Source organism: Shewanella sp. AC91-MNA-CIBAN-0169, from assembly GCF_040310165.1.
In the GTDB taxonomy this organism is placed as follows: domain Bacteria; phylum Pseudomonadota; class Gammaproteobacteria; order Enterobacterales; family Shewanellaceae; genus Shewanella.
In genome coordinates, this window is the sequence record NZ_JBEOPM010000086.1 from 1 (window position 1) to 299 (window position 299).

Annotated in this window: 1 tRNA gene; it reads left to right on the plus strand. The window is 39.8% G+C overall.

What is annotated here, in order from left to right:
- Nucleotides 1-70: transfer RNA gene (locus AAEY98_RS22225), tRNA-Val, on the plus strand.
- Nucleotides 71-299 lie beyond the last annotated feature (229 nt).

Sequence of the window (299 nt, forward strand, 5' to 3'; positions counted from 1 at the left end):
TTAGCTCAGCTGGGAGAGCACCTCCCTTACAAGGAGGGGGTCACTGGTTCGAGCCCAGTAGCGACCACCATATTTTATTTCTGTATTATTTCTCTAAAAACCTTCAACGTTTTACCAAACAATCCAAACAATTAATACTTTACTTACACTTTTTGTGTCTATTTTTATTCCTGTTCATAAAAATGTATGGTCCGTAAGCGTCCAGGCAAGTACATCTTCAGCGTATGCGTCTAGCGAAGTACACCTAGCATCGATGTTCTGATTGTCTAAAAATACCTGCTCAATGATAAATTTGGAGC